Consider the following 22,893-nt stretch of genomic DNA (forward strand, 5'->3'; position numbering starts at 1 on the left):
CAATCCCTTACTGATCCGAGTACACCCGCGTGCTCTGTTCCTTCGTGATCGGCTCGGTCACTTCGTCGGCGAGCACCATGATCTTCGCTCGTTGATCGCCGGCTTGCAGGCCTTGGACCTGGACGCGGAACTTTGCTTCGGCCCGCGGCGCGAGTTGCGGGATCGGGGCGAATGCGATGCGATCTTGCAGCACTTGCGATTGCGTGGCGCCGTTGCCGGCCACGCCTCGCAAGCCTTGCGGCATCACCACCTGCACTTGGACGTTCGCGGCGGCCTTCGAACCTTGGTTGACGACAGTGATCTCGTACGACGTGTCGCGGCCGACTTCGACCGCTCCTTCCGTCGCCTTCACTTCAAACGAGAGGGCCACGAGGCCTTCGACGGTGAGGCTCGTTTCGGTGCGATCTTCCAGGCCGCGGTCAGCGCGGGTGGCGACTTGCAGCGGGTGCTGGCCCGGCTCGACCGGCAGCACCGTCAGCTGGACGGCTCCGCGTTCGTTGGCGGGAAGCTCGGCCAGGCTCCAATGGACGCTGTTGGTCTTGGCGTCGTACTCGCCGTGGTTGTTCGCTTCCTTGAACTTCAGCCCTGGCGGCAGCTGCGTAATGAGCTGCAGCTCCTTCGCCGAGGCGGTGCCCGGGTTCTCGATGTTGACGGTGTAGGTGGCCGGGCGATCGAGGTACCGCATCTTCGGACCGTCGATCGAGACCTTCAGTTCGGGGGCGACGACTTCGAACTCGCAGCTCGCTTGGACTTCGAGGTTCGCGTCGGCGCGGGCGGTCATCGTGTTGACGATGCGGCCCGCTTCCTCGGCGCTGAGCAGCAGGTCGAGTTGCTTCGAAGCGCCTGGCAAGAGCGAGCCGACTTCGAACTCGAGCGCCGGGCCTGCTTCGTGCGAGACGCCGGTTGGGATCGTTTCGAGCAGCATAACGCCGGTCGCTTCGCCGCTGCCGGGGTTCGAGACTTCGATTTGGACGAGCTGCTTCTCGCCGGCCATGACGCGCGGCGGAGCGGTGAGACGTAGGGCGAGTTCAGGCTTCGTGCAGCGGACCTTCGCGGAGGCTTGAGCAGCGAACGTCACGGTGGCGACGCTGCCGAGTTCGCCTTCGGTCTTCGGGAGGAGTTGCATTTCAACAATGCGCTCTTCGCCTGGCGCCATCGCACCGAGATCCCACTGGACGCGCGAGCCGGCGACCTGTGCCTTGGGCGCCGTGCCAACGAGTTGCGTGCCGAGCGGCACCTCGTCGTGAACCTGCACGCCCTGCACCGTTTGTTTGCTGTTGTTCTGCACGCGGACGGCGAAGTTGCACGGCCGGCCGACCTGGATTTCGGTCGGCGTTTGCTTTTGGATGGTGATCGCGGGGCTTTGCAACCCTTCGAGATCGCGGCTGCCTGGTTGGCCCGAGCCATCAGCAGCGGCGAGGCCGGGAGTCGGCGTCGGCGTGATGTCGGCGGATGGTTCTAGAGTCGCTGGGTGTTGGGCCGCCGGTTGTTCGACGGCGGCGCTGGCGGCGGCATGATGTTGAGCGCGAAGCTGGTTCGCCGACTGCGAGACTTCGTTGGCGAACGACGGTTCGCTGCGGGAAGCGACTTCCATCGGCGCGGCGCCTTGAGCGCCGAAGGGATTCGCCGGCGGGGCGGCCATCGTCGGTTCAGCAGCGGCGACGGCGGCGGGCGTCGGAGCGTCGGCGTGGTACGACTGCATCTCCGGCGCGGGTTGCGGCTGGAACTCGGCCGGGATCGGCGTCGCGGCAGGGGCCGGCGTTTCAGCGAGCGTGGGTTCGTGGGGCGCGGGCGTCGTTTCAGCAGGGCCGAAGGCGGCGGCTGCGTTGGCTGCTGCGGCGCTCGCTTCGGGAGCGGGCGCTGGCGCCGGGGCGGCTTCGCCGTAGCGGCCGCCCGATGAGAACGGATTCGACGAGAAGGCGACCGGCGTCGACGACGCGGCGGCTTCCGCCGAGGGAGCCGGCGTCTCGCTCACGGGAGCGGTGTGCGAGGCGGTGCGGAGCTTGTTCGGGCCGGGCTCTTGGCCGCGGGTGACTTCGGCCGCGTTCGGCGTCATGTCGACCGGAGCCGCGGCGGCGAAAGGATTTTGAGCGGGAGCGAGCTCGGCGGCGCTGCGCGGCGTGTCGACTTCGTCGGCGTCGGGCGCGACGGCCGGCGCTTGCGGAGCGGACGTCGGCGCGGCAGCGTAGCGGTTGCTCGGCGCGTCGGTCGGGTACGCGGCAGACTCGGGGGCCGCGGCGAAGAGTTGCTTGATCTGCTCGCTCTGCCCCGAAGCGGCGGGGGCAGCGAAGGGGTCGACGGCCTCCACAGCCTGCTGATCGCCGCGCGGCGCGGTGGCTGGCACGGCGAAGTGGTAGACGCCAAAACCGCCGCCGGCAAAGACCCCCGACGCGAGCGTCCAGGGAATGAGGCGGCTGATGAGGCGGCGCGGCGCGGGTGCGGAGATGGTTTCCATACCAAGAACCCCGATGGTCGATTAGCGAGTCGCGACTGCGGCGGAAGATCGCTCTGCTAATCCGTGCAGAGGCGGGAAATCTTCAGCGCAGGCAATGGTTACGCTGCCGAAAGCTCGGCAGAGGCGTCGGGTGGTACCAAATCGCTGCGCGGGGGTGAAGAGCAGTTGCGATGCTGGCGGCGCTCGCAACTAGCCCCGGGCTCCGCCCGGGGGTCGGCGTGGAGCAGGGGCGACGTGCCATCGGCATGGTGCGCGACCCCCGGGCGGAGCCCGGGGCTAGGGGTTACTTTGCGTAAGAGAGTGCTAGCAGCACGTAGCCCGTCGCGAGGTTCGGATCGGCCTCGAGCCAGCGTTCGTTCGCGTTGGCCCAGCTGCCGTCGTCCTTCTGACGGGCGGCCAGCGCTGCGACCAGCTCGCTCTTCCAATCGTGCTTGGCTCCATCCTTCTCGGTGAAGTTCGATTCGCCGTACGCGCTCAGCGCTTTGGCGAACGTGTGGAAGTAGTAGTAGAGGCCCGAGTCGCCCATGCCCGGATTCTCTTCGAGCGAGTAGTGCTGCTGCAGCCACTCGACGGCCGCTTGCACCCGCGGATCGTTCTTGTCGACGCCGGCGTAGAGCATGCTCTTCAGCCCGGCGTAGGTCATCGAGCCGTAGCTGCGGAGGCCGCCGTTGGGGAGCGCCCCGGCCTGGCTCGAACCTCCCTGGGCGATCGTGTAGTAGAACCCGCCGTCGGGGTTGAGCGCGGGGAACTTCGTTTCGTTGTACTTGCTCGGCAGGTTCTGGCAGCGGGAGACGAACACGAGGGCTCGCTGCACCGCTTCGTCGTCGGCGGGCGTGTCGAGCGCTTGGAGAGCGTCGAGCAGGAAGGTGGTGTTCGAGAGGTCGGGGCGAGCGTGCCCGCCATAGCCGGCGCCGCCGTAGAAGTCGCTCGTCTCGGGGTGATCTTCGTCGCTGTCCCACTGAATGTGCTTCACGTAGGCGCCGGCGTTTTTGAGCAGCTCGTCGTATTTACCGTCGGCGTTCGCCTTCTTGAACGCGCGGATCGCCATGCAGGTTTCGTAGTTGCTGTACTTCGAGCCTTCGGCGGCGACGGCGCCGTCGCTGCGGACGAAGGTCTTTAGGTAGTCGAGCGCTTTGGCGACCGTGGGATCGCTCGCGGGGATGCCGTTCTCCAGGAGGCCGGTGGCGACGATCGCCGTGATGCCGGGGCCGGCTTGCTTGCTGAACGAACCGTCGTCGGCTTGCGACTTGCGGAGGAACTCGACGCCGCGGTCGACGAGCTGTTGGGCGGTGGGCGCGGCGGTCGTCGCCGATTGGGCGGAAGCCGTTTCGAGCGAGCCGATGATCAGCGATGCTGCGAAGAGAAGAGCGACGATTCGCATGGTTCGTTCCTTGAGGTCAAAGGACGCGCAGGGATTAGTGCGAGTAGGGCGCGCCTGAACTCGCTGCCGCATTCTAGCCCCGAACTTTGCCCGGGGGTGGCGCAACGCGCGGCAACGTCTACCGGAGTGGAAACAGACCCCCGGGCGAAGCCCGGGGCTAGGGATGGCCGTGCGTAGATTATCCCGCCATATGTGCGGAATTACAAACCCCTCAGATCGGCCATCTTGAGGCCTGAAAGGCCGCGCGCCGCGATAGCCCTGGGTAGGCCGCCGCTGCCAACGACGAAGCCCTGTAGGGGCGCGCCAGCCTTAGCGCGCCCCTACAGGGCTTCCGGTGTTAATCGCCAATGTACCCAGGGCTGCGCCCTGGGCTATCGCAGCGCGGCCCGCTGGGCCTGAAGACGCCAGCTAGCGGACGATCGCCAGGATGTCGTCGGCGTTGAGGATCAGCAGCTTCTCGTCGTCGATCGTCACCTCGGCGCCCGAGTAGCTGCTGAAGACGACGCGGTCGCCCTCGTTCACTTCGTGCGGGGCGCGGGTGCCGTCGGGCAGCATCAGGCCGTCGCCGACGCTGAGGACGCGGCCTTGTTGCGGCTGTTCGCGCGCCGCGTCGGGGAGCAGAATTCCGCCCGCCGTTTTCTCCGCCGACTCGAGACGCTTCACAACTAACTTGTCGCCCAGGGGGACAACTTTCATGGCGGTAGGCTCAATCTAAATGAGGTTCGAGTCGGTTTCGCGGAGCGTGTCTCGGCCGGTAATCCCGGCGAGGGGCCGCGTCAGGGCGACAAGGGTTCCATTTCACACTGAATGGAGGGTCGATATCAAGCGGTTACCGCCATCGACGCCAAGAAAAGTAGCCACCCGACCAGCAGCAGGCTGGACAGGATGAGCTGGAATCGGCTCCCCCGCGGCCGGACGGGAGCAGCGGGCGGGGCGACTTTCGAAGCTTTGCGGCGACTCACGACCGCGGCTCCTCGAAGGCGTCGGCCGCCGAGATTTGGAAGCTGTGCTGGAAGCCTTCGTCGAATTCAAAGACGTCGTCGAAGTCTTCGCGGCGATCGTCCGGCGTTTTGCGCATTTGGCCGATCTCGATCAGGTTGAAGACGATCTCGCCGAAGTCGCCGGTGCGACGGATGCCCCAGTGGTTGAGGACCTGCTTGGCGAGGTAGCCGTACTGCTGGTGGGCGTAACGGCGCATCGCTTCGCAGAGTTGCTGCCCGGTGACGTGGCGTTCGGGCTGCTCGTCCGAGTCGTCGGCGTCGAAGTCGGGGTCGACGCCGAGGCCCATCTTCTCTTGGGCGAAGCGCAGCGATTCGAAGACGAACACGTAGGCGTCGAAGTGGTAACGCCGGTCGTGCCGCAACAGTTCGGCGATGGGGTGAGCGGGGTCAAGCATTGGTGGTCTCGAGGAAGTCGACGCGCGGCCGTGCGGGTGCTCGTCGTCTCTATGGTGAATTATACGGCAGGTTCTCTGGTGGGGAGCGCTGAATCTCGGGTTGAACCACGAAGTCGCGAAGACTTGAAGGACGCACAAAGAAATTCTGAGGATATTTGCGAGATCCTTTCCTTTGTGGTTTCCTTTGAGACTTCCAGCCTTCGTGGTTTACTCTTGATCGCCCGGCGTTTCGTCTGCCGGTTGCTCTGCCTGGGCTACGCCGCCGCCGTTGTCTTCTTCTTGTGATTCTTGCTGCGCCTCGTGAGCCGGCTTCGGTTTGCCGCGACCTCCGCCGCTGCGGCTGAGGACGGTCATCACGTCGGAGGCGTCGATCATGATCCGACGCATGTCTTCCATCTGCACGAGAAGCTGGCCCGCCAAGATCTCCTGGGCGAGCACCTGGGCCTTCCCTTTATTCGTGATAATCTGGGCCCCCACGGGCGGCAAGTCTTTTTGCAGCTCCTGGTAGACGTCGAACTCGTAGCGGAGGCAGCATTTTAGCCGTCCGCAGCGGCCAGAAATCTTGCTGGGGTCGAGCGTCGCTTTCTGCAGCTTTGCCATCCGCATCGATACAGGCGGCATTTCCGACAGGTGGGTGTTGCAGCAGACCGGTTTGCCGCAGTCGCCGTAGTCGGCCAGCAGCTTCGCTTCGTCGCGGACGCCGATCTGGCGCATCTCGATGCGGGTTTGAAATTCCTTCGCCAAATCCTTGACGAGTTGGCGGAAGTCGATGCGGTCTTCGGCGAGGTAATAGACGACGACGCGCTCGCCGCCGAAGAGGCGTTCGATGTCGATCAGCTTCATGTCGAGCTGCAGCTGTGCGATGCAGTCGCGGCAAAGCTTGTGCTCGCGTTCTTCCTGCTCGGCAAGGCGGCGGATCTCGCGCTTGTCCTCTTCCGATTGCTCGTGGAGGATCTGGCCGCCCTTGGGGTCGGTCATGGTGGAAACGACGTGCTCGGTCGCTTCGCAGAGGACTTCGCCGGTCTCGATGCCGCGCTGGGTGCGGATGATCACCTGCATGCCGCGCGCGAAGGTCTCGCCTGATCGCGTGCCGAGCACGCTCAGGTTTCGCATGACGCCATGTCGGACGACGTACTTGGGCATGGAGGGCAGTATATCCGGCAGCCCCGTGAGCGGCCATGCCGCATAAACGGCCGCGCGGGCGAGGCTGGCATTTGCCGGGGGAAAGGCAACTGCCAAGGACGCCAAGAGCGCCAAGGAAATACGGGGGAATGGGGCCACGCCGGCGCCCAAGCAGGCGGGGCGTGCGGCGGGGATCGCGGGGCGATATGATAGGCGGCTCCCCTTCTCTGCACCTTTGGGAGTCCCGATCGATGTTGACTTTTCGTCGCCGACTTTTCCTGTGCGTGGCCCTGCTGGCACTCTTCCCTGCTCTGCCGATGAATGCTCAATCGCCTGCTGCTCCCGCTGTAACGAACGCCGACTTGTTTGAAGCTCTTGAATTCAAAGGCGCCGACGGCAAGGTGCTGAAGTACCGGTTGCTGAAGCCGATCGACTTCGACGCGAGTGCGAAGGAGAAGTATCCGCTCGTGCTGTTCCTGCATGGCGCCGGCGAACGGGGCGATGACAACGAACGGCAGCTCATCTGGGGCGGTAAGGAGCTCGGCGACGAGACGCTGCGGCGTCGGTACCCGGCGTTCGTGCTCGTGCCGCAATGCCCGAACGATGCGGTGTGGGCGCAGATTCGTTGGAACGGAGACGAAGCGAAGCCCGACAAGATGAGCGGGCCGTTGGGGTTGTCGCTCGAGCTGATTGAATCGCTCAAAAAGGAGTATCCGATCGACGAGGACCGGCTCTACGCCGTCGGCCTGTCGATGGGCGGCTTCGGCACGTGGGATCTGTTGGAGCGGAAGCCGGGTTACCTGGCCGCGGCGGTTCCGATTTGCGGCGGCGGCGATCCGAAGAGCGTCGACGCGTACAAGTCGACGCCGATCTGGGTGTTCCATGGCGACGCCGACAACGTGATCAAGCCGGAGCTCTCGCGCGAGATGATCGCCGCGCTCAAGGCAGCGGGCGGCACGCCGATCTACACCGAGTACCCGGGCGTGGGGCACAACTCCTGGTCGCCGACGTTTGAGAATCGGGGGACTTGGGATTGGCTCTTCGCGCAGCGGAAGCAGTAGCTTTTAAAGATCTCTCGCAGAGGCGCGGAGGCGCAGAGGGGATTCATTCAATCTCTTCTCTGGAAGGCGACCCTACATTGAGATCGTTATTTCATTCTCTGTATTTCTCTGCGCTTCTGCGCCTCTGCGAGAGACTAATCAGCCTTCGGCATCGCAGGAGTTACTTCCTCGCCCGGGCGGTAGCTGCGGACGGCGTGGCGTAAGACTTGCGCTTCGGTGAAGCGCTCGGTCTTCAATCGTTGTTCCGCCAGCAGCTTCGCTTGATCAAAGTAGTGCGGCGAGCGCGGGTCGCCGCTCACGCCGAAGGGGACGAGGCTGGCGCCGCGGACGCCTTCGGGGGCGAACTCCCACGCGGCGAGGTACGAGACCCCCGCCATGCCGTACCGTTTGCGTTGCGAGATCACCAGCGGGATGTCGATGCTCGGCGAGTAGTACTGCGTGAGCGCGACCCCCATCGGGCCGTGGCCGCCGATGCAGGGGAGGCTCGGGCCGCCGTCGACGAAGCGGGCGTCGGTGAGATCGGCGACGCGCGAGGTCCGCTGCGAGCGGTAGAGTTCGCCGTACGGAACCTTCCAATCGCCATGGAAATCAACGAGCCCTTCCGCGGCTCGCACGAGCGCGGCGAGTTGCTTCTCTGGCTTGTCGACGAACTGCGCACGCATCGTTTCGCCCGGATAGCTGGGGCCGTAGAGAAGTTCGTACCACGCCGTGCAGAGCGTCGCCGCGGTCGAGTCGGCGGTGATGCGGCCATCCCACGCGAGCAAGTGTTCGAGATAAGGTCGCACTTGCTCGGCCGCCTTCGGATCGGCTGCTTTTAGTTTTTCGAGTTCGGCGGCGTACTTCGGCAGCTCCTGGCGAGCCCAATAGACTTCGGTGTCGAACGCGAGCCGCTGCCAGTCGGCGAACGTGATCTTGTTGACGCCGCGGAGCAGTTCGAGCGAGCGGAGCGATCGGCGATTGCGAACCTCGCCGTCGCCGACCATGTACTTGGGGAAGTCTTGCGGCTGAGGGTTGCCGCCGTCGGTCACTTGGAACGGCGTCGAGTTGCAGTTCTGTAGGAAGCCGGCGCCGGGGTTCGAGACTTGCGGCAGCTCTTCGAGTTCGTGCACGCCGAGCCACTCGGCCGCGGGGTCGGCGCCGTCGACCGGCTGCGACCAATCAAACCGCGGGTTGCGGCGCGGGATGCGGCCGTTGTAGAGAAACCACGAGTTGCCGTCGGCGTCGGCGTAAACGATGTTCATGAACAGCATTTGCATCGGCGCGAGCGCGGTGCGGAACTCGGCTTGGTTCTTCGCCCGCATCATGCCGAGGGCTTGCCGCATTGGTACCGCTTCGAAGAGGCCCGAGATCCGCGCGGCAAGCATCGTCTTGTCATCTTCGCGCTGAACGATCGGGCCGTGGTGCGTCTTGCGGAAGAGGTGGCGGCGATCTTCGAGGCCGGTCGACTTGCGAACGCGAATTGTTTCGGTCCACTCCTCCGCCTGGCGGTAGTCGCTGCCGTACTCGTAGGCGAGCGGCTGCTGCGGATCGCTGAACTTCACCCGCCACAGGTCGGCGATGTCAGGGCGATTGGTCACCAGCGTCCAGCCGAGGCGATCGTTGTGACCCATCGCGGGCGTGGGGCTGCCGTAGAAACCGGCGCCGATGAAGTTCCACGGGGCGCCGTCGACGCCGCCTTTGCTCTGGAGGTGCGACTCCATGAGCTGCGTGAAGCCGAACCACGGCATGTGGGGGCTCGCCATCAGCAGCGGATGGCCGCTCGCGCTGCGGGCGCCGTTGACGACCCATCCGTTCGAACCGGTGGCGGCCCAAATTTGCGGATTGCGGCGCGGCAGGAACTCGTCGGAGAGGCCGGTGAAGCGGAACGAAAGTTCGAGCGCGACTTGCCGGAAGTAAGCGAGGACGTGCCACGGTTCGAACCGCTCGATCAGACGCGGTTTGACTTCGGGGTGCATCGCGAGGAAGTGGTTGATCCCTGCCACGAACGCCGCGTAGAGTCGCTGCGACTTGCGATCGAGCGCGGCGAAGTCGCGCTGGCTGCGGGGGACGATTTCGAAGGCACGGTTCAGCAGATCGGAGTTGATCCCCTGCGGGCCGTGGACTTCGCTGTAGCGGCCGAGCGCGAGGATGTAGACGTCTTCGACTTGCCAGAAGTAATCCTCGGCCTGAACGTAGCCGTAGCCGAAGATGGTCGCCTCGTCATCGTCGCCAATGACGTGGGCGAGGCCGAACTCGTCGCGGTGGATGGTGACGTGCGGGGCGAGCTCGGCGGCGGTGGGGAGAGCGTTTGGTTCGGCGGCTGCGGTGAATGCTTGAGCACAGAGCACGCAGAGAGCACTAAGGAAAATGCGGAAAGTCGTGTGCATTTTTCTGTGTGCGCTGTGATGGAGGATGTTTGATTGGGTGCCACTGGCGTGTCGCCAGTGCTGAGGCGCCGCAAGGGCATGGCAGTCGTTTGGCTTGCAAGGAGCCTGATCAATCAGGCCGCTTGCGAACCAGATGGTCACCAATTGCTAACGGCACTTCGCACTGGCGACACGCCAGTGGCACACTCAACTTAGCACCGGTCGCACGAGGATGCGGCCGTGCGTTCGGCCGGCTAGCATTTCTTCAACGGCGGCGGGGACTTGGCTGAGGCTGATCTCGCGGCGGAGGCGTTCCAAGTGTTCTAGTTTCCACTCCGTAGCGAGGCGCCGCCAGATCTCCAGGCGGGGCGCGCGGGGACATTTCGCGGAATCGATGCCGTAGAGCGTCACGCCACGGAGGAGGAATGGGTAAACGGTGAGCGGCAGTTGGTCGCCCGCGACGAGGCCGCAGGCGGTGACGCAGCCGCGATAGGCAGTGCTGCGCAGCAGCGTTGCCAGCACGTTGCCGCCGACGGTGTCGACGGCGGCGGCCCAGCGGCCTTTCAGAAGCGGGCGATCGGTGGCGTCGGCGACCGCGTCGCGGGCGAGAATTGAGGCGGCGCCGAGTTCATGGAGGAGCGGCGCTTGGTCCGGTTTGCCGGTGACGGCGGCGACCGTGTAGCCGAGCTTCGCGAGGAGCGCGACTGCGAGCGAACCGACGCCGCCAGTCGCGCCGGTGACGACGATCTCGCCGTCGGCGGGAGTGACGCCGTGGTTGACGATTCGCTCGACGCACTGCGCGGCGGTGAAGCCGGCGGTGCCGTAGGTCATCGCTTCGTCGGCGGTGAGCTCGACGGGCAGGCGTACGACCCACTCGGCGGGGACGCGGATGAACTCGCTGTACCCGCCCCAGGCGGCGGAGCCGAGGTCGTAGCCGGTGACGAGCACCGGATCGCCGGGGCGAAAATCGGCGGCGGTGAGCTCGGCGGTAATCTCGACGATGCGGCCGGCGGCGTCGATTCCCGGCACGTGCGGCAGCGACCGGACGATCCCTTCGTGTGCGCGGCAAGCGAGCGCGTCTTTGTAGTTGAGCGACGAGGCGCTCACTTGGATGAGGACCTCGCCCGGCGGGAGGTCGTCGATTGTGAGTTGCTCAACGCCGCACGCGATGGCGCCGGCGGCGTTGCGGCGGACCATGAGGCATGGGAAATGATTTTGTGACGACATCGGTAAGCTAGCGACTGTGCGCGGAGAGAGAGCGACGAGCGCGATTGCAGGCGCTCGGCGAAGCGTGATTTGTCGTTATACAGCGCGACGGATTGTTCGGCGTGGTGCGCGGAAGGGGTCGGGGGCCTTTTGCCACTGCCGATCATCAATTCAGTGGTACGCACCCAGTGGCAAAAGGCCCCCGACCCCGTTGAGCTACGCGGCGCGGCGGCGGTTCTGACGTCGCTTTTCGGTTCGCGTCGCTGGTGTCGCTTTCTTCGTTTTACGCGACATTAAGCGGTCGTACTTGTCGCGGTCTTTTTGGCGTTGTTCGTTTTGCATGAGGCGCACGCCGCAGTCGAGGAGCTCTTGGTGGCGTTGGGCGCGCTCCGCTTCCGTAGGGTGGGTGCTTGCACCCACCGTTGCCGTTTCGGGTTCGTTGGAGATGGCACAGTCGATCGTCGTTTGTGGCGCTGGAGGTTGCTCGGTTTGCGAAGGGGCGATGGACTCCTCGCTGGGCGTGGTGGGTGCGAGCACCCACCCTACGTTGGGCGGCGTAGCGTTGGGCCCCCGGTTTGAAGAACCGGGGGCTAAGGTTGGTTGCGGCGCGGCGAAGGACCATTCGTCGGGGGTGCCGAGGCCGTAGTTGTGGATCACGGGCGCCGACTTGGCGCGTTCGCGGAAGACGATGGGCGTGTCGGCCATTTTCGGATCGCGCGGGCGGTCCCAGGGGCCGAGGCTCGGGAAGCAGCAGTCGAGCACGTGTTCGTAGGTTTTATCGAGGTGCTTGAAGAGCTCGCTGCGGGCTTCCTCCGGCGTGTTGGCGAGCGCGGTTTCCATCATGAGTCGCAGCGCCTTCGTGACTTTCAGGCCGGAGGCGAGGTCGCCCCGCTTGCGGGCGTAGGTTTCGGGTTTGGTGCGTTCGAGCAGCCAGGCTGCGGCCCGCCAATGCGTTCTGGCGGCCGACTCCATCAGCTTTAATGGGTCTGGCTTGGCGAGTTTCGCCATCCGCACTTCTTGGTCAAAATCTTCTTCTTCGCGGCGGTAGCGCTGGACCGTGCGAAGGGTGACGCCGACGCCTTGGGCGGCTTCGGCGAGTGAGTAGCTCTTGCGGACTAGCTCGCAGAATTTCACCTTCATTTCTTCGGTGAAGACGCGTTCGCGTTGGCGGATGTATTGACGTTGCATGTGATGGTTCCCCTGTGTGTATGAACGTGCCTCTAGCCCCGGGCTTCGCCCGGGGGTGACTTGGTCGTGTTGGTCCGCGTCGCCCTGTGGTGCGCGACCCCCGGGCGGAGCCCGGGGCTAGAATGTGCACCTCGCGGACGCGAGTTCACGTTAGCAAAACTGGTGGCCCGGTTTCGACAACTAAATTTGGCCACCGCGTATTTTTTTCGACGCGAGAGAAGGGCGCGACGCTGCTCGCCCCCGGTTTGAAGAACCGGGGGCTAAAAGAAAACGGACCGGTGGCCGATATTTGGGGATTGACGCCGCGCGCAGAAAAAAGCGTTCCCACGCGGGGCGTGGGAACGCGAGAAACTTACGAAGAGTAGCACGCAGTCACTGACGGTCAGCGGCTGGCGAGACTCGGCGCCGGACGTTCGAGGTTCAGGTCGTCGAAAGCTGTGGCCCAGGCTTGAGCATTCGTTGCGGATTGGCGTGACGCCGCGTTGACTTGTCGCCAGGCGAAGCTGCGATCTGCTTGGCGGTAGGCGACAGGCAGCGCGGGGGCGGCCGAGCCGGTTGCGATGGGAGTGAAGCGATCGTGCCGCCGACTGTCGGTTGCAACGGGACGGGCGTTGCTTGCGACCGCCGTCGCATCGTGCAAGGCGAGCGCTGCGGCGCCGAGTTCGAGCGGGGCTGCGACGGGCTCGGCGAGAACGTCATTACCGCTTTCACTGGCCGCGTCGCTCGCGAATGCGGCGTCGACGACGGCAAGCGGTTCTTCGGCGACGAGCGAGGCGAGCGTCTCGGCGGGCGTTGCGATTGGCGTCACGCGGCCGAAGTTGTCTTTCCAGACGACGAGATCGTTGGCGTTGACGACGCCATTGCCCGTTCCGTCGGCGCCTTGCCCTGGCGCGGCGGCGCGCGTGCCGAAGGAACGTTGCCAGGCGAGGAAGTCGCCGCCGTCGACGGCGCCGTCGGCGTTGTAGTCGCCCGACTTATCGACCTCGGCGGCGCGGAGGATGCGCGGCTCGACGCTGGTGACGGGGGTTGAAGCCGCCATAAACAAGTCGTTGCCAATCGCGGCGAGCGAACTCGGGTAGATTGTGAAACCGCCAATCGGTCTGTCGAAATCGCTAACCAGCATCACCCCTGTCGACGTACCCTGGGTGCGGTAGAGATTGTACTCAAAGGAACTTTGCGGCGATGTGACGGTGAAGTAGAGCCAGTCGCCGACGACAGCGAACAAAGACTCCGTACCGAACACCGGTGACGATGGCGAGCTTAAAGCGACATTGCTAACGACGACAGTGCCGGCCGCTGTTCCATCGCTTTGCCAAAGTTGCCGCGCGTTGTTAGCGCTGAGACTGTTGAAGAACAGCAATCCATTGCCGAAAGTGACTTGCGATGGCTCGAACAGACTGGCGGCGATGGGTGAAAGCGAAGTTAGTTTGTAAGTCCCTGCAACCGTTCCATCGGTGCGCCAAAGACCTGCGTCCGCACCCGGCGTGCGCACGAAGAACGCCAGGGAATTGTCCCACGCAGCTAACGAAGGGAGCTGGGTAATAGATATCGTGTATGCCGGCGTGAATACGACGGACAATCCATCCGTTTCATTGAACGACCAAAGCGCTGGGGCGTTTGGCGCTGGCGCCTCGACGGCGTAGAAGAAGAGGTGATTTTCCGTCGCTGCCAATCCAAAAGCCGATAACCATTGTTTGTCGGGAGTGGCGTTGACTGGCGTCTGGTTAGGGATTGAAAGGTCGACTCTCATGAGCAGCGTGTTGCGGCTCGACGGTATTTTCGCCGTGTAGTAGAGCGCGCCGTTTATTACCGTGAGTTCGACGGGCGTTGACGAGGCAGAACTGGGAGCGAGATCGGTCGTGAGTTTCGTACCGGCCATAGTTCCGTCGGTGCGCCAGAGCTCGCTGCCGCTCACGCCATCATTGGCTGAGAAGTAGAGGAGGCCGTTGGCGTTGGTAAGTTCCGTCGGCGCGCTACCGGCAGCGCCAGGCTGGACGTCGCGCACCAGCACTGTTCCCGCTGCCGTGCCGTCGGTGCGCCAAACTTCGGCCCCATGGACGCCGTCGTTGGCGACGAAGTAGGCGACGTCGTTGACGTTGGTGATCTCGGTGATCGACGACGAAAGCGAGCCGGGGTAAATGTCGGCGACGAGCGACGTGCCAGCGGTGGTTCCGTCGGTGCGCCAAAGTTCGGCGCCGTGGATGCCGTCGGTAGCGACGAAGTAGTGGATGCCGTTGACGTTGACCGGCGTTGTCGCGGCTGAGCCGAGAGTGGGGTTCGCGACGTCTTTCAAGAGCCTCGTACCGGCGGCGGTTCCGTCGGTCACCCAGGGCTCGGAACCTACGGCGGCGGACGTCGCGGTGAAGACGATCTTGTTTCCGATCGCTGCAAAGTTCCTCGGGCTCGAACTGGCGGAGCCCGCGGAGGCGTCGTCGAGCAGGAACGTTCCGGCGGCGGTTCCGTCAGTCGACCAAAGTTCGATGCCGCTTACGCCATCGTTAGCTCGGAAGAGCAGCTTGCCCGCCAGCGTCGTCGCCGCCACGGGTGACGAGTCTGCAGCGCCTGGAGCGACGTCGGCGACGAGCGTCGTTCCGGCGGCGGTTCCGTTGCTCCGCCAGAGTTCGACGCCGCTCACGCCATCGTTCGCGGCGAAGTAGAGCGTGCCGTCGAGATTGAAGAGATTAGCGGGATTCGAGCTGCCGCTAGCGGAGATGTTGGCGACGAGGGACGTTCCGGCGGCGGTTCCATCGCTTCGCCAGAGCTCGACGCCGTTCACGCCGTCGTTGGCGGCGAAGTAGAGCGTGCCGCCGACGTTGAGCAGATTGGCAGGCGCCGAGCTGCCGCCGACGAAAATATCTTTGACGAGCTGCGTGCCGGCGGTCGTGCCATCGGTGCGCCAGAGCTCGGAGCCGTTCGCGCCGTCGTTAGCCGTGAAGTAGAGGCTGCCGTTGACGTTAACGAGCGCGCCGCGTGAAGCATCGTTCGTGAGTTCCAGGTTGCCGAATCGCGACGTTCTGGCGGTTGTACCGTCGGTGCTCCAGAGTTCGCGTTTGCCGCTTAAGCCGACCACGGTGAAAAAGGTTCGGCCGTCGAACTCGATGAAGTCCCGCGGCAGCGTGGCTCCGTAGGCGATGTTGGTGAGGCGGAAGGTGCCGGCGGCGCTGCCGTCGCTGCGCCAGAGATCGCCGGCGGAATCGTTGATCGTCGCGGTGAAGAGGAGCAGCCCGCTGTAGTTGAAGAGGCCTTGCGGCGTGGACGAGGCGGAGCCGTTGCGGACGTCGGCCACGAGTTGGGTTCCGGCGGCGGTTCCGTCACTCTTCCAAAGCTCGCTGCCACTGACCCCGTCGCCGGCACGGAAGAAGAGCGTGCCGTTGACGTTAGAGAATGAACCGAAGCCATTATTACTGAAGCTGGGACTAATCGTTTTGAACAGAACGGTGCCGGCCGCGGTGCCATCAGATTTCCAGAGTTCGGCGTTGCCGGAGCCGGCTTCGGACGCGGAGAAGTAGAGGGCGCCGTTGAAATTGACGGGTAGGCCGATGTTGCTGAATTCGCGGACGAGCGTCGTCCCTTCCGGGGTTCCGTCGGTTTTCCAAAGCCCGCTGAATCCGGCCCACCCTGAGGCAAAGTAGCTGAAGCCGTTGAGCGGCACGTAAGCGGAAGGGTTCGAGCCGGGAGTTTTGTCGGGGGTCGCGTTGACGTCGAGCAGCAGCTCTGAGGCGCCGCTGAAGACGAGCCGTTCTTCGAGCGACTCGAACAGAAAGCGCCGATCGCGGGTTGGCGCTGCGTTGTGCGCGCGGCGATAGCGTCCACCGAAGGGGTGCTTGTGCATGACGGCCTCTTCTTTTGCTTGTCGGGGAGGTAGTCGGCGGAATGAGTTCCGGTTCACTCAGCCAACGCAGGTAAAACGTCGGGTGTTCCACGCCCGTTGTTTTCCGTGGAAAAGCGCGTCGCCGCCGCGGGGCGGTCGACGTGGGCTAGTATACGGACGCCGGTTTTATAGATGCAATAAAATTTGGCGATGATTAGCGTATTTTAATCGCCAGTGAGCGGGGAGTTGAAGGCGGCCTGAAGAGGTTCGGGCTCGTCGGCGGGAGCTGCGGGGAGAGCGAGATCGGTTTTGGCGCCGACTGGTCGCTGAAGCGACGCAGTCCGATGAATCGATTGAGGCCGTGGGGGAACTGTTGAGAGCGTTGGGGAAGCGACCGATGCGTGGTGACGTGGGGGACGTGAGGGGCGGGCTGGACTGTTGACGGCGGTTTGATCGTGGAGCGTGAGCGCGGCAGCGCCGAGCGGTGCGACGGGACCGTCTGTGCTCGCGAAGGCGGCGTCAAGCACGGTTAGGGAGTTGGCTGCGGGCGGCGTCGCAACGGCGGCTAGTTCACTTGCGGCGACTACTGCGGGCGACGTCTGCTCGCCGAAGTTTCCTTTCCAGACGTCGAGGTCGAAGCTGTTCACAATGCCGTTCCCCGAGCCGTCGGCGCCGGAGCCGTATGGCTCGACTCTCGTGTTGAAACTGCGCTGCCAGGCGAGGAAGTCGGCGCCGTCGACGACGCCGTCGCTTGTGTAATCGCCAGCTTGAGCGATGGCGGCTGAGCGAAGAACGTACATCTCAACGCCGGGGCCGATGCCGTCGAGCTCGCCGCCGACGAATGCCAACTCGCCGTTGAGATTGATGAGATTCCTTGTCTGTCGGCTGCTCAACGAGTAAGCGTCTGTCAGGAGTTCGGCGCTCGTCGAGGCATTGCTAATGCGATAGAGAATGCCGCTATTCGACAGTTGCGTTCTGGCGACGAAGTAGAGCCATTCGCCGATGACAACGTACTGCGGAGTTTGAAAGGGGCTAAGGGGAACGGAACCTGGAGAGCCGGGCACGATGTCGGCGGCGAGGAGCGTGCCGGCGGCCGTACCGTCGCTTTTCCAGAGTTCGATTCCGTTGGCCGGCGTCGCGGCGCTGAAGAACAGCGTGCCGCTGACGTTGACGAGGTTGAGCGGACTGCTGCCGTTGGAGCCGGGGACGATGTCGAGGATTTCGAAGGTTCCTGCGGGCGTGCCGTTGCTGCGCCACAACTCGCGGCCGTGGTCGGAGGTGAGAGGCGTGAAGAAGAGCGTGCCGTTGACGTTCACCATGCTCGTCGGAGCGCCGCTGAGTCCGGTGGGCTGCAGGTCGATGACGCGGCGGGCGCCGGCGGAGTCGGCGACCCAGAGCTCGTCGCCAGCGAGGTCGTCGCGCATGACGAAGAAGACCTTATCGCCAACGACTGTCAGTCGCGCAACGGTCGTCTCGATTGTCGCTGCAGCGAAGTTGGTGACTTGCACGGGCGTCGACGCGCCAGGGGCGAGCTTCCAGAGCTCGCGCCCTGTCGTCGGCGTGACGGCCGTGAAGTAGAGCGTTCCGGCGGCGACGACGAACTGATCCAGCAGCGAAGAGGGCGCGCCGGGGTTGAGGTCTGCCGCGCGCATGGTCCCGACGGCGGTTCCGTTGCTGCGCCAGAGTTCGGCGCCGCTGGCGTCGTTCGCCGCGTAGTAAAGGACGCCGCCGACGTTTGTGAACAGGCGGGGAAAGGTGCTGGAGGCGCCGGGGTTGGCGTCGGCGACGAGGGTCGTTCCGGCGGCGGTGCCGTCGCTGGTCCAGAGCTCGATGCCGCTCGCGCCGTCGTTGGCGGCGAAGTAGAGCTTGCCGTTGACGTTGACGAGATCAATCGTCAGCGACACGGGAAAGGCGGAGCCGGCGCCGGGGAGAATGTCTTTGACGAGGTACGTGCCCGCGCTTGTGCCATCGGTTCGCCAAAGTTCGTTGCCGCGCACGCCGTCGTTGGCAATGAAGTAATGAATGCCGTTGACTTCCACCGTGGTGGAAGGATTGGATGAATCGGTGGAAATGCGGATATCTTTGACGATTCGCGTTCCGGCGGCGGTGCCGTCGCTGATCCAAGGTTCAGCGCCGACGGCGTTGCTGCCGGTGGCGGTGAAGAGGATTTGGCCGTTGAAGTTGGTGAATCGACTCGCCCAGGAGGGGCCGACGCCCGGGAGAATATCGCGGACGAGCGCGACGCTGCCGCCATCGAGCTTGCGGAACTCGGCGCCGGCGCTCGCGGTGGTCGCATTGAAGTAGAGCGTGCCGTTGATGTTGGCGAATTCAGTTGGATTCGAGGCTGCCGAGCCGACGTTGACGTCCTCGACGAGCACGGTTCCGGCGGCGGTGCCGTCGCTGCGCCAGAGTTCGTTGCCGTTGACGCCGTCGTCGGCGGCGAAGTAGAGAACTCCGCCGTAGTTGAATAGATACTTCGGGTCGGAGGCGGCAATTCCGCTGCGGATGTCTTTGACGAGGACTGTTCCAGCGGCGGTTCCGTCGCTTTTCCAGAGTTCGGCGCCTTCGAGCGTCGTACGGTCGGCGACGAAAAAGAGCGTACCATTGACATTCGTAAGGCGGCTCAGAGAGTCGTTGCCGGAAGGATCGACGTCGGCGACGCGAATAGTGCCGGCGGCTGTGCCATCGGTCTTCCAAAGTTCGACGCCGTCGAGGCCCTGGTTGGCGGTGAAGTAGAGCGCCGGTCCAGCTTGCGTAAAGTTGGCGAACGGGCCGTTCGACGAGGTTGAACCAAACGTTTTCAGCAACGTCGGCGGCGACGCAGAGCCGCCGTCGAGAAATAGCGAGTAGTTTCCGCCGGCGTCGCGCGCCGTGAAGACGAGCGAGCCGTTGAGATTGAATTGCGGCACGGCTTGCGAGGAGGTCGTTCCAGGCAAAACGTCGCGGGCGATTACCGTGCCTTCGGCCGTACCGTCGCTCTTCCAGAGTTCCGTGCCGGTCGCGTCGTCGGTGGCGCGGAAATAGAGCGTGCCGTTGACGTTCACGAGGGCCGTGGGCGCCGAAGCGCCGACGGCGCGGATGTCTTTGACGAGCCAAGTGCCGGCTGCGGAACCGTCGGTGCGCCAGAGCTCGAAGTTGCTCGATGATTCGCTGGCGGTGAAATAAAAGACGCCGTTGACGTTGGTGAGCGCGAGGCCTCCCGGCTGGAAGGTGCGGAGGCGAGTCGTGCCCGCTTCGGAGCCGTCGGTGCGCCAAAGCTCCGCGACTGCAGAGTTAGTGGTGGTGAAGAGGACGTGGTCGCCGTTGGCGACGTACGCCAAGGGCGCAGAGCCAGTCGTCCCTATCGGAACCGCGTTGACGTCGAGCAGCAGATCTGCGACGCCGCTAAGGACCTGGCGGGATTCGAGCGACTCGAAGCGCAAGCGGTTGGCAGCGGGAGACGGCGATGGCGAGCGGCGGTGGTGCACTGGGCCTCCGGCAATGAAATGCGATAAGCCGTTAGGCTACGCTAGATTGCGGCGGCAAGCAACCAAAGGGTCTGGAATGAGGGAGGCGCGCGGTGCGTGGGCCGTGCGCTACGGTTGCGGGGCTTCGTGGGCGGCGGAGGGAATGCTTTTTGGGAGCTTGGGGGATAGGGAACGGGGCGCGGGGCCGACTGGTCGCTGAAGCGACGCAGTCCGTGGGGAGGCGTTGGAGAGGTGCGGCGCGATGCTCGTTAACGTGGGCTTGATAGTGCGTGTGGGATGATCGTCTGGGGCGAGCGGTTGTTGGTTGCCGGTGCGCGAGGGGCGTGCGGCGCCATCGACGCTGGTGGATTGGCGGAGCGTGAGCGCAGCGGCGCCGAGGGAGAGTCGCGGCGAGGAGGCAGCGTCGGTGCGTTCGGGCTGTGTGAGCGGCGCAGCGATGGCGAGCGGTGCGAACGCAACGTCGCTACTCTCAAACGCGGCGTCGAGCGCAGCGACGGAGGGCGGCGCGGCAGTCGTTTCGCCGAAGTGGTCTTTCCAGACGATCAGATCATTAGCGTTGACGAGGCCGTTGCCCGAGCCGTCGGCGCCGGTTCCTGGCGTTGGGGGACGTTGCCCGTAGGCGCGTTGCCAGGCAAGGAAGTCGGCGCCGTCGACGACGGCGTCGGAGTTATAGTCGCCGGCGCCTGCGAGGGCATTGTCGCGGAAAATCCAGGGCTCATTCCCGAAGTAGCTGTCAGTCGTTGCGAACGCGAGCTCTCCGTTCAGGTTGGCGAGCCAGCTGGGGATAGGGGTGCGGCCGCCGGCATTAGGGAAGTCGCTGATGAGCGTAGCGGGGCCAGAGGCGATGTTCACGCGGAAGATGGCTGGGTCATTCGCTGACGAGGTTGGCCTGGCGGTGAAATAGAGGTCGTCGCCAACGATGGCATAGACGCCAGACTGCCGTTGAATTCCTAGCGGGAACGAGCCCGCCAAGCCGGGAGCGATGTCTTCCACGAGCTGAGTTCCGGCGGCAGTTCCGTCGCTGCGCCACAGCTCGTTGCCGTGAACGTCGTCGTAGGCGGAGAAGATGAGCGTGCCGTTCGCATTCAATAGATAGCGGGGGTAGCTGGAAAGCGCCCCCGGGTTGAGGTCTGCCACCATCAGGGTGCCGGCTGCGGTTCCATCGCTGCGCCACAGCTCGGCGCCAAACTGAACGGTCTCGGCGGCGAATGCGACGCCCCCTGCGAAGGGGACCAGCGAACTAATGCGCGGGTCACTGACGCCTGATCTAATGTCTTTGACAAGGTAGGCGCCGGTCTCGGGCTGGTAGGCCCAAAGCTCCGCGCCGTTTGCGTCGTTGCGAGCCGTAAAGAAGAGCCGGTTTCCTGAGACAGTCAGGTAGTTCGGGTTTGACCCGAGCGTGCCTGGCCGGAGGTCGGCGACGAGCTCGGCTTGATTCGTTTGAGGGTTGATCTTCCAAAGTTCCTGGCCGGTGCCGGAACCGCTCGCGGCGACGTAGATGGCGCCTCCCATCGAGACGGCGGGACCAGGGGTGGAGGAGATTGAGCCCGAGAAAATATCGCTGACGAGGACGGTTCCCGCCTCGGTTCCGTCGCTACTCCATAGTTCGGCGCCGAGACCTTCTTTGTCGGCCGTGAAGTAGAGCAAGTCGCCGATGGCGGAGAACATCCGCGGCGACGAGGAGAGGCCGCCGAGATTGATGTTGCGCACTAAAGTCGTGCCCGCGGCCGTGCCGTCGGAGCGCCACAGTTCCGAGCCGGAGACGCCGTCGTTGGCGCGGAAGAAGAGCGTACCGTTGACGTTCGTCAGATAGCTGATCGACGAGGCGACTTGCCCGGGCAAGATGTCTTTGACGAGAGTTGTTCCGGCGGCGGAGCCGTCGGTGCGCCAGAGCTCGTTGCCGTGGACGCCGTCGTTGGCGACGAAGAAGTGAATGCCGTTCACGTTCACCGGCGCGGTGGGGAACGAATTGCCGGTGATCGCGTTGGCGTCTTTCAGCAGCGAGGTGCCGGCTTCAGTTCCGTCGGTAGCCCAGGGCTCGATGCCGTGGGCGCCGTCGTTTGCGAAGAAGATTATTTTGTCGCCGATAAGGGTGAAGTTGGAGGGCGTCGAGTTGCCGGTTCCGGGGCGGATGTCGCGGACGCGGGCGGTTCCGGCGGCGGTGCCGTCGCTCTTCCAGAGTTCCTGCCCTGTGGGTTGGTCGTTGCCATTGAAATAGAGGATGCCGCCTATGTTGGCAAGCGAACTGGGGGCGCCGGAGAGATCGCCGGGATTAATGTCGAGGACTTGGACCGTGCCGGCGACCGTGCCGTCGCTGACCCAAAGTTCGTGTCCGGTGGAGCCGTCGTTGGCTTGGAAGTAAAGTTTGCCGGCGACGTTGATGAGATTCCGAGGGCTGGAACCGTCGCCGAACCGGATGTTCTTTACGATTTGCGTGCCGGCGACCGTGCCGTCGCTTTTCCAGAGTTCCGTGCCTGAGCCGTCGCTGGCGGCAAAGAAGAGCGTGCCGTTGACATTGACGAGGTAGTTGATTTCATCAGAGCCGATTGGGTTGACGTCGGCGACCGCGAGCGTGCCGGCGGCCGTGCCGTCGGTGCGCCAGAGTTGTCGGGCGCTGCCGGGGGCGTCGGCGACGAAGTAGAGGGCGCCGTTCATTTCGGCGAACGAGCTGGGGAGGGAGTTCGCGACGCCGGGCATGATGTCCTGTAGGAGATAAGTTCCCGCTTCGGTACCGTCGCTGCGCCAGAGTTCTGTGCCGCTCGTGCCGTCGTTCGAGGCGAAGATGAGGAGGTTGCCGAGAGAGCTGGTTGCACCCAGCGTCGAGGCCGTGAGGCCTGGGCGGATGTCTTTGACCAACTGCGTGCCGGCTGCGGTGCCGTCTGATCGCCAAAGCTCTCCGCCGACAATGCCGTCGTTGGCGCGAAAGAAGAGCGTGCCGCCGGCGTTCCATAGCGAGCCCACGGCAGCGGACGCTCCGGGACGAATCTCTTTGACAAGCGTCGTGCCGGCATAGGTTCCGTCGGTGCGCCAGAGTTCGACGTTAGCAAACTGCTCGCTGGCGGCGAAGAAGAGCGTGCCGTTGACGTTCGTGAGTTGAGCGACGCTTTCGAAATTGCGGACCTTCAAGGTGCCGGCGACGGTGCCGTCCGTTTTCCAGAGCGATTGATCGCCTGTCGCTCCGCTGACGAAGTAGGCGACGTCTCCAACTGCTGCATAAAGGGCGATGCTGCCAGCACTCGCGGTTTGCGTCTGATTGACGTCGAGGAGCAATTCGGGAACGCCGCTGAGGACTTGGCGCGGTTCGAGCGTTTCGAACTGCAGGCAGTTGCCAGCGGCGCGCGGCGGGGTCGGGCGGGCGGAGCGATGAGAGCGGCGTTGGTGCACGGGGCCTCCGGCAATGAAGTGCGGTAAGCCGTTAGACTACGCTAGATTGCGGGAGTAGGCAACCAAAGGGTCTGGAA

The 22,893-nt window shown here is 64.4% G+C and carries 12 protein-coding genes; 1 reads left to right on the forward strand and 11 read right to left on the reverse strand.

What is annotated here, in order from left to right:
* Positions 1 to 7: 7 nt before the first annotated feature.
* From ACQY7R_RS20125 to ACQY7R_RS20145, 5 genes are all read right to left on the reverse strand, one after another.
* A complete protein-coding gene (locus ACQY7R_RS20125; protein WP_428307343.1) occupies positions 8 to 2,455 on the reverse strand; it encodes a hypothetical protein in 2,448 nt (815 codons plus the stop codon).
* A gap of 283 nt (positions 2,456 to 2,738) precedes the next feature.
* Positions 2,739 to 3,836 (reverse strand): prenyltransferase/squalene oxidase repeat-containing protein, encoded by a 1,098-nt coding sequence (locus ACQY7R_RS20130; RefSeq protein WP_428307344.1) that lies wholly within the window; start codon positions 3,834 to 3,836, stop codon positions 2,739 to 2,741.
* Between the two features lie 408 nt (positions 3,837 to 4,244).
* Positions 4,245 to 4,532 (reverse strand): co-chaperone GroES, encoded by a 288-nt coding sequence (locus ACQY7R_RS20135; protein ID WP_428307345.1) that lies wholly within the window; start codon positions 4,530 to 4,532, stop codon positions 4,245 to 4,247.
* A gap of 262 nt (positions 4,533 to 4,794) precedes the next feature.
* Positions 4,795 to 5,232: a Minf_1886 family protein gene (locus ACQY7R_RS20140; protein WP_152101716.1), complete on the reverse strand. Its 438-nt coding sequence runs from the start codon at positions 5,230 to 5,232 to the stop codon at positions 4,795 to 4,797.
* Positions 5,233 to 5,439: 207 nt separating this feature from the next.
* Entirely contained in the window at positions 5,440 to 6,375 is a 936-nt protein-coding gene (locus ACQY7R_RS20145) for a PSP1 domain-containing protein (RefSeq protein WP_428307346.1), read from the reverse strand.
* Positions 6,376 to 6,605: 230 nt separating this feature from the next.
* Between ACQY7R_RS20145 and ACQY7R_RS20150 the strand changes: the two genes are divergently transcribed.
* Positions 6,606 to 7,415: a dienelactone hydrolase family protein gene (locus ACQY7R_RS20150; protein ID WP_428307347.1), complete on the forward strand. Its 810-nt coding sequence runs from the start codon at positions 6,606 to 6,608 to the stop codon at positions 7,413 to 7,415.
* A gap of 134 nt (positions 7,416 to 7,549) precedes the next feature.
* Here ACQY7R_RS20150 and ACQY7R_RS20155 read toward each other — a convergent pair whose 3' ends face one another.
* From ACQY7R_RS20155 to ACQY7R_RS20180, 6 genes are all read right to left on the reverse strand, one after another.
* Entirely contained in the window at positions 7,550 to 9,781 is a 2,232-nt protein-coding gene (locus ACQY7R_RS20155) for a penicillin acylase family protein (RefSeq protein WP_428307348.1), read from the reverse strand.
* A gap of 186 nt (positions 9,782 to 9,967) precedes the next feature.
* Complete coding sequence (locus ACQY7R_RS20160; protein WP_428307349.1) at positions 9,968 to 10,987, reverse strand: YhdH/YhfP family quinone oxidoreductase; 1,020 nt, start codon at positions 10,985 to 10,987, stop codon at positions 9,968 to 9,970.
* A 195-nt stretch (positions 10,988 to 11,182) separates the two neighbouring features.
* Complete coding sequence (locus ACQY7R_RS20165; RefSeq protein ID WP_428307350.1) at positions 11,183 to 12,154, reverse strand: hypothetical protein; 972 nt, start codon at positions 12,152 to 12,154, stop codon at positions 11,183 to 11,185.
* Between the two features lie 382 nt (positions 12,155 to 12,536).
* A complete protein-coding gene (locus ACQY7R_RS20170) occupies positions 12,537 to 15,986 on the reverse strand; it encodes an ELWxxDGT repeat protein (protein WP_428307351.1) in 3,450 nt (1,149 codons plus the stop codon).
* Between the two features lie 203 nt (positions 15,987 to 16,189).
* On the reverse strand, positions 16,190 to 19,432 hold the full coding sequence (locus ACQY7R_RS20175) for an ELWxxDGT repeat protein (RefSeq protein WP_428307352.1): 3,243 nt from the start codon (positions 19,430 to 19,432) through the stop codon (positions 16,190 to 16,192).
* 108 nt (positions 19,433 to 19,540) lie between these two features.
* Complete coding sequence (locus ACQY7R_RS20180) at positions 19,541 to 22,816, reverse strand: ELWxxDGT repeat protein (protein WP_428307353.1); 3,276 nt, start codon at positions 22,814 to 22,816, stop codon at positions 19,541 to 19,543.
* Positions 22,817 to 22,893 lie beyond the last annotated feature (77 nt).

It is taken from the genome of Lacipirellula sp., assembly GCF_965279485.1.
In the GTDB taxonomy this organism is placed as follows: Bacteria; Planctomycetota; Planctomycetia; order Pirellulales; family Lacipirellulaceae; genus Lacipirellula.